Genomic DNA, 7,627 nt, shown 5'->3' with positions numbered 1-7,627 from the left:
GTTCCGCTCTTCGTGCTGACGCCACCGCCGATGAAGGCCCGGCTCCTGTCGCTTCTCGGGTTCGCCGCGCTGGTCGAGCAGCCCTTCACGCGCGATTTCGCCGCGCTCTCGGCAGAAGACTTCGTGACCGGGGTTCTGGAAAGGAATCTCGGCGTCACGCACGCCGTCACCGGCTTCGATTTCCATTTCGGCAAGGACCGCCAGGGCGGCCCCGCCTTCCTGATGGCGGCGGGCGAGCGCCACGGCTTTGGCGTGACGCTGGTCGACGCCTTTCGCGACGAGGGCGCCGAGGTGATCTCGTCGAGCCGCATCCGCGCGCTTCTCGGCGAAGGCGCGGTGGCCGAGGCCGCCGGCCTGCTCGGCTACCGCTTCACCGTCGAGGCCGAGGTGATCGGCGGCCAGAAGCTCGGCCGTACGCTTGGCTTTCCGACTGCCAACATGAGGCTTTCGCCGGAAGCTTCTCTCAAGGAAGGGATTTATGCCGTCCGCTTCCGCCGCGCCGACGGCACGCTGCATGACGGCGTCGCCAGCTTCGGCCGTCGTCCGACCGTCGACGACAATGGCGCGCCGCTGCTCGAAACCTTCGTCTTCGACTTCTCCGGCGACCTCTATGGCGAGGCCTGCGAGGTGTCGTTCTTCGGCTTCCTGCGGCCGGAGCTGAAGTTCGACGGGCTGGATGCGCTGGTCGCGCAGATGAAGCGCGACGAGGCCGAGGCGAGGGCGCTGCTGGCAGGCGTGCGCCCGCTTTCGGAGTTGGACGCAGCCGTGGCGTTCTGAACTATCTCTTCAGCGCCATTCCGGTGGCCCAGCGCAGTGTGGAAGCGACCTTTCCGACCGCCGGACCAATGGACGACATCCTGGCCTGGCGGGTCGGGCCTCTCGTCAGCATGCTGGGTTAGGTGTACCATTTTGGCAATGATGGGTCCGGGGCAGGATGATGATCGTCCCTCCAATGAACCGGAAACTGCTGGCGATCCTTGCAGTGGATATGGTCGGCTATTCAAAGGCGACCGAGATTGACGAAGCTGGCACAATCGAGCGCCTGAGAGCTATCCGGGCCGACGTAACCGATACGGCGATCGCTCTGCATCAGGGTCGAATTGTCAAGCTGTTGGGAGATGGCGCACTTGTCGTCTTCGACAGCGTGGTCGATGCGGTGATCTGCGCAGCCGAAATTCAAAAAGCTGTGGCCGTTCGCAATGGTGGACTGCCGGAGCAAGAGCGGATCGTGTTCCGCATCGGGATAAATCTTGGCGATGTGGCGCTGGTGGATGGCGATGTGTATGGCGACGGCGTCAATATCGCCGCTCGCATAGAGCAGCTTGCCGAGCCGGGCGGGGTGATGGTGTCAGGTACGGCCTACGACCATTTGCAGGGCAAGCTTGATTGGCCACTCGATTTCGTCGGCGAGCAGCACGTCAAGAATATCAACCGCCCCGTGCGGATGTACCGGGTGAGGCTCGATGGCAAGCGGCTGCGCCGGACCTTACGCCAGGCGATGCCGCACTGGACCAGGACGGCTGCGGCGGCGATCGTGGTGCTGGCTTTGGTGGGTGTGGGGACCTGGTGGTTCTTTCAGCCCGCGTTACTGGGGGCCAAGCCGTCGGTCGCGGTGCTGCCTTTCAATAATTATGGCGACGAGGCCAGCGGGCGTTTGGCCGATGGCTTGACTGAGGATATCATCACCGACCTCGCGCGGTTTCCCGAACTTGACGTCGTGGCCCGGAATTCGACGGAAGTTTACAAGGGCAAGCCGGTGGATGCCCGCCAGGTCGAGCGTGCGCTCCATGTCGGCTTCGTACTGGAAGGCTCCATCCAGCGGCAAGATGGGCGGGTGCGGGTCACCGCACAGTTGATCGATGCACTAACCGGCAACCACCTTTGGTCGGATCGTTGGGACCGGCCCGCTGAGGACGTGTTCGCCGTCCAGACCGAAATCGCAGAGCAAGTCTCCAACCGTCTGGGCGGCGGCGTAGGGTTGATTCAGGCGGCCGGGCGGGCCGCGGCCAAACGCAAACGACCTGAAAACCTCAATGCTTATGACTATTATCTGCTCGGGACCGAGAAGATTGAAGAGATCACCGTAGCCGATGAGCAGGAGGCAATCGCGCTTCTCAACCGCGCCATTGAGCTGGACCCCGGCCTGGCTCGCGCCTGGGTAGAACTCTACCATGCTCATGGCATATTGGCTGGCTTCGGTATCAATCCCGAGAGCGAGATCAAGGCGGCTGCCGATGTGGCCGAACACGCGGTGCGGCTCGATCCAGGCGACGCTGAGGCACACGCCGTGTTTGGGATGAGTCTCAGCCACAAGGGCGACAACGCCCGCGCCAAGGCCGAACTGGATACGGCCCTTCGTCTTGCTCCCGGTTCGTCCGAAATCCTGACGTTCTATACCGGCTATGCGGCACGCTTCGGTGAACCCGAACGCGGCGCTCAGATGGTCGACCAGGTAATGCGGCTCGACCCGAACTATCCGATGTGGACGTCCAACTTCTTCGGCCCTGCCTATTTTATGGCCGGCCGGTATGAGGACGCGTTGAAGATGCTGGAGCGCATGACACCTGACAACTACGACCATTGGAGGTGGGTGGTGTTTAGCGGCTCCCTTGCGGCTCTGGGTCGGATGGATGAGGCGAATGCCGCGGTTAGGGAAACTCTCAAGCAGTACCCCGACCTGACCGTCGAGAGCATGATCAATGAAGTCGGCTTGAGCACTAGTGAGCGCAGCCGGTTTATTGAAACGATGCCGCTCGCCGGTTTTCCGTCTTGCGCCAAGCCCGAGGCGCTGGCGAAACTCGCCAAACCTGTGCGACTGCCGGAATGCGAGGCGGGCGAGGCGCAACCTCTCGGGCAGCCATAGAACAGCTCCGCACCGGCCAGCCCATGGCGATGGCCAGGCCGGCGAGCGCGGTGACACCGGAAGTGGGCATTGGAGCTTCGTCGCTCCCTCCGCATGCTGCCTCAACGCCAGAAGCGCCTGGTCTTGACAAAGGTGTCGTGTGCTTCCGCGGCGTCCTTGAGAAGCTTGGACTTGTCCTCGCCGCTGAAGAGATCGTCCGCACCAGTTACGTCCGAAAGCTCCAGCGCTGCCAGCATATCGGGGGCGGTGGCAATATCGTTGAGGCTGCCGAGATCATCCTGCAGGCCCTTCATCGCCTCGATGAACCGTCGATGGCGTTTGGCCTCGGCCTTGCCGTTGTAGAGCGGCTCGAAGAACTCGGCCGCGTAGCGCAGTTTCTTTGCGGCGATCCGTACTTTATGGCGGGTCTCGTCATCGGCGTCGATAAGATTGTTGCCGCCCTTCGCCACCTTCTTCCAAAGTTTATCAAATACATCCGAGGCGAAATCCTTCGACGACTGTTCGGACAACATTTCATCCGATTGGGTTCGCCAGTCCTTGATGGAAATCCACTCGGTGACATCGATCATCAAGGAGCGGGCGCGAATTGAAGAGAACGATGCTGCGACCGCCGCATAGGCGTCGTCGCGCACTTCCTGCAGACGGCTTGCAAGAATCCTGCTGGAAGCGTGATCGATCATCACGTCGATATTGCGTGCATCGCCAAGTTCCGCTGCGAGCCATTTCAATTCTCCTCGCATGTAGTCGAAACGGCTGTCGTCGAATAGCGACTTGCAGATCGAGCATAGGGAGCGCAGCCGTCGCAGCGACACGCGAGCCTGGTGCAGGGAGTCGGCATCGCGAGACCATCCCAGCGCCATCTCATTGAGACGGAACTGTTTGAGACAGGCCGCTGCGATGCGCGCGAAAGCCATTGCCACGCTCATCTCGGACGTGAGCGGGGTCGCAACTGATTTCACAGCACCCGGTGCAGGGCCAAGCAGACGATAGCCTCGTTCAGCTTTGCTTAGCACCCCGAGATGCGCCGGCGTGACCAGGTCAATTTTCCGAGCGAGCGCAAACAGAGCTGCCGGCGAGCCCGCCTTCTTCTCCAACTCGATCTCGCAGAGCGGTGCCTCGCGACCGGCTGCGACGACCTTGCCAAGATCCAGGGCAACCTCGATCGTGGCGTCGCCATCCGACACATTCCAAGAATGCCGTTTGACATGAACCTCGAACAAGGGCGCCAGCTTTGCGCCATCCTCTGCAAGCAGGTCTCTGATCTGCGGATCGTCAAGTATCGGTGTATCCCCGTCGACCGGGCGCTCCCATTCCTCGCGCGTGAACGATCCGGCGGCGGTGCCATCGCCGGCTTTGAGGGTTTGGATCCTTTCATCACCCGATTGCCGGATGCGAAGCGATAGACCGCGCTTGGACAGGTCCCATCCGAGCGTATCGAAATAGATGGATTTCTGCTGAAGAATTGTGGGCGAGGACCCGAACGGATTCTTCTTGAGGAGCGATCCCGCACCCGACCGCGACAGCTCGAACTTCAGTTCCGTTTCCTGCATGATGTCCTCGGCGCCGCGCAACTTCACGACAATCGAAGGGACCCTCCTTGCATGGTGCGTCATAAAGCTGTCACAAACAACCGCTCGCCTTGACCATCTGTGGCCGGACCTCAAGCCGGCTGACTGCGATATGCGGGCCGGTACCATACCTGTCAGTCCTCGTTCATCCGATGATGCAGGAAAAGGACACAGGAGATGGCTACCAAAGAAAAAAGGAGGAATGTGAGCCGGGCAAGAGCAGCATCTGACGGAAATTGCCGACTTCACGCCGAAACAGGCGCGTGCCTTGCTGTGGAAGCATGGTGCCGACTGGCTCAAGGACGAAGCCGGAAATTTGAAGGAAGACTGATCTGTCGGCTTCCTCAATTCCTAGCGGCACGAGCCGGCCGGTTGGTTGCCGCCGATTGCAGCCAAGCGCTTTCGCCCTTATGAGACAGCCGACCCAGCCCGCACGCGCTGGCTCTTGTCTGCTTTGTAACGTGAATTTAGATTCAGCTACCAAAGTCGCTCTGCTAAAGTTTGTTAGTGGGGGCCAGGGAGTTTCCCAATGGATGCCACGGAATTGCGGACGATCAGCGATACTCTGATGCGGATTGTGACGCCGGATATGACGCCGAAACAACTGTTGAAGGCGGCAAGGAAGGAACACCCCGATGCATCCAAGAAAGACATCGCCCGCGCGGCGTTCTTTTCGATCATCGCTAACGCCGACCAGGACCACGGAAAGGTCAAAAACCTACAGGCATTCGCCATCGCAGGCCGAGTGAGCGGCGACGCTTAGTGAGGCGAGCAACCCGAATGTCCCGTTGCAACCGTTGTCGATGCTTCCCAATTCACACCCTAAGCGCGTTTCGGACATCTCGAGTTTGCGACAGTGCGGGTCGTTGAATTGGTTGGGAGTCAACCAGTCCAGCTTCCGATGTTACGACTTTAAGTCAAATTTTACCGAACCCGCGCCATGGCTTGAGCACTGCCGGTTGTTTGCGCCGGCGTGTTTCGCGTATGGGGTAACGATGCGTATTGTCCGGGCGATTCCGCTGGTAATGACCGCCGTCCTGCTGGGTGTCCCGACCGCCGGGGCGGGCGAGGGCAGCTGGATATCCGGCGACTGGTACCTGACGCTCGGCGCAACCGGCCTCATCGCGCCGAATTTCGAGGGCGGCAAGAAGTACATGCTCAGCGCCCAGCCGATCATCTCGCTCGGCAAGGTGGGTCCGGAAGCGCGCTTCACCTCGCGCAACGACAACATCTCGCTGGCGCTGATCGACGACGGCAGCGTGCGCGCCGGCCTCACCGGCAAGCTCCTGTTCTCGCGTGCCAGCAAGGACGAATTGGAAGGCCTTGATCCGGTGCGCTGGGGCGGCGAGGTCGGCGGCTTTTTCGAATTCTATCCGCTCGACTGGGTGCGGGCGCGGGCCGAGCTCAGGCATGGCATCCGCGCCCATGACGGCTTCGTCGCCGACATCGCGGCGGATGCCTTCTACGACGTCACGCCGACGGTCCGCATCTCCGGCGGGCCGCGCGTTTCCTTCGCCTCGTCGGGCTATTTCGACGCCTACTACGGCGTCAACGCCACCGAGGCGGCGGCCTCCGGCCTCAGCGAATACCATCCGGACGGCGGCCTGAAGTCGACCGGCCTCGGCGGCGCGATCACCTGGAAGGTGACCGAGCCGATGACGGCCAGCGTCTTCACCGAGTATTCGCGCCTGATGGGGCCGGCGGCCGATTCCAGCCTGGTCAAGGAGCGCGGCGACCGCAACCAGTGGACCGTCGGCGTGTCGACCACCTATCGCTTCGACTTTTCAATGTAGCCGCCTGAACTCGGCGCTTTATTCCTGCTGACTAATCCGCTAAAAGCCCGGCCATGACGAGCTTTTCGCGCCTGTTTGCGATCGCGATACGAATTACGAGCCCGGTGTTCCGGGTGGCCTGAGCGCCGCCGGAGCCGCCGGGACTTTTGCGCGTGGCTCTCGCGCTTTTCCAGATGATGATAGTTCAACGCCCGAGCTTTTCCGCCGCCGGGCAATGCACATGGCAGACCAATGACCGATACCGCTGAAACGATCGACTATTCCCGCACGCTTTACTTGCCGCAGACGGATTTCCCGATGCGCGCCGGCTTGCCCGAGAAGGAGCCGGCGCTGGTCAAGCGCTGGCAGGACATGGACCTTTACCGCACGCTGCGCGAGGAGGCCGCCGGCCGCGAGAAATTCGTGCTGCATGATGGCCCGCCCTACGCCAACGGCAACATCCATATCGGCCATGCGCTGAACAAGATCCTCAAGGACGTTATCAACCGCTCCTTCCAGATGCGCGGCTACGACGCCAACTACGTGCCGGGCTGGGACTGCCACGGCCTGCCGATCGAGTGGAAGATCGAGGAGCAGTACCGCGCCAAGGGCAAGAACAAGGACGAGGTGCCGGTCAACGAATTCCGCAAGGAATGCCGCGACTTCGCCGCGCACTGGATCAAGGTGCAGGGCGGCGAGTTCCAGCGCCTCGGCGTCGTCGGCGATTTCGACAATCCCTATACGACGATGGCTTATCACGCCGAGGCGCGCATCGCCGGCGAGTTGTTGAAATTCGCCATGTCCGGCCAGCTCTATCGTGGCTCGAAGCCGGTCATGTGGAGCGTGGTCGAGCGCACGGCGCTGGCCGAGGCCGAGGTCGAGTACCAGGACTATGAGAGCGACACGATCTGGGTGAAATTCCCGGTCGCGAGCCTCGCGCGCCCGGTCGTCGGCGCCGAGGACGCCGCCGCGGCGGCGCTGTCGGAATCGTCGCTCGATCTGCTCGAGGCCCATGTCGTCATCTGGACGACGACGCCCTGGACCTTGCCCGGCAACCGCGCCGTCAGCTATTCGCCGCGCGTCGCCTACGGTCTCTACGAGGTGACCGCGGCCGAGAACGCGTTCGGTCCACAGCCTAGCGAGAAGCTGATCTTCGCCGACGCGCTGGCCGAGGACGCCGCCGCCAAGGCCAAGGTGACGCTGGCGCGCGTTCACGACGTTTCGGCCGAACAGCTTGCCAGCCTGACGCTTTCGCACCCGTTCAGGGGGCTGGCCGACGGCTACCAGTTCCCGGTGCCGATGATCGGTGGCGAACATGTCACCGACGATGCCGGCACCGGCTTCGTGCACACCGCGCCCAGCCACGGCCGCGAGGACTTCGACGCCTGGATGGACGCCGTGGCGGAATTGCTCAAGCGCGGCGT

The 7,627-nt window shown here is 62.1% G+C and carries 6 protein-coding genes; 5 read left to right on the top strand and 1 reads right to left on the bottom strand.

All coding sequences use genetic code 11. The features are described 5' to 3' along the window. Window positions 1-777, top strand: a 777-nt coding sequence (locus tag EN745_RS24955) for a bifunctional riboflavin kinase/FAD synthetase (RefSeq protein WP_127422503.1), incomplete at its 5' end; no start/stop codon positions are given. A 160-nt stretch (window positions 778-937) separates the two neighbouring features. Beyond that, entirely contained in the window at window positions 938-2,863 is a 1,926-nt protein-coding gene (locus EN745_RS24950) for an adenylate/guanylate cyclase domain-containing protein (protein ID WP_127422502.1), read from the top strand. A 101-nt stretch (window positions 2,864-2,964) separates the two neighbouring features. On the opposite strand, the gene EN745_RS24945 is transcribed toward EN745_RS24950, so the two are convergent. Beyond that, the gene (locus tag EN745_RS24945; protein ID WP_348630973.1) at window positions 2,965-4,476 is read right to left on the bottom strand and encodes an inorganic triphosphatase; all 1,512 of its coding nucleotides are present in this window, start codon (window positions 4,474-4,476) and stop codon (window positions 2,965-2,967) included. Between the two features lie 484 nt (window positions 4,477-4,960). On the opposite strand from EN745_RS24945, the gene EN745_RS24940 reads away from it, so the two are divergent. The 3 genes from EN745_RS24940 to EN745_RS24930 form a co-directional block, all read left to right on the top strand. After that, a complete protein-coding gene (locus EN745_RS24940) occupies window positions 4,961-5,194 on the top strand; it encodes a hypothetical protein (protein ID WP_126055122.1) in 234 nt (77 codons plus the stop codon). Between the two features lie 262 nt (window positions 5,195-5,456). After that, on the top strand, window positions 5,457-6,224 hold the full coding sequence (locus EN745_RS24935) for a MipA/OmpV family protein (RefSeq protein WP_245455485.1): 768 nt from the start codon (window positions 5,457-5,459) through the stop codon (window positions 6,222-6,224). A 231-nt stretch (window positions 6,225-6,455) separates the two neighbouring features. After that, window positions 6,456-7,627: class I tRNA ligase family protein (locus tag EN745_RS24930; protein WP_145992122.1), on the top strand; the 1,172-nt coding region annotated here is incomplete at its 3' end.

It is taken from the genome of Mesorhizobium sp. M4A.F.Ca.ET.022.05.2.1 (assembly GCF_003998845.1).
Taxonomy (GTDB): Bacteria; Pseudomonadota; Alphaproteobacteria; order Rhizobiales; family Rhizobiaceae; genus Mesorhizobium.
The sequence above is the reverse complement of the archived record's forward strand: the minus strand, read 5'-3'. Positions and strand labels throughout refer to the sequence as shown.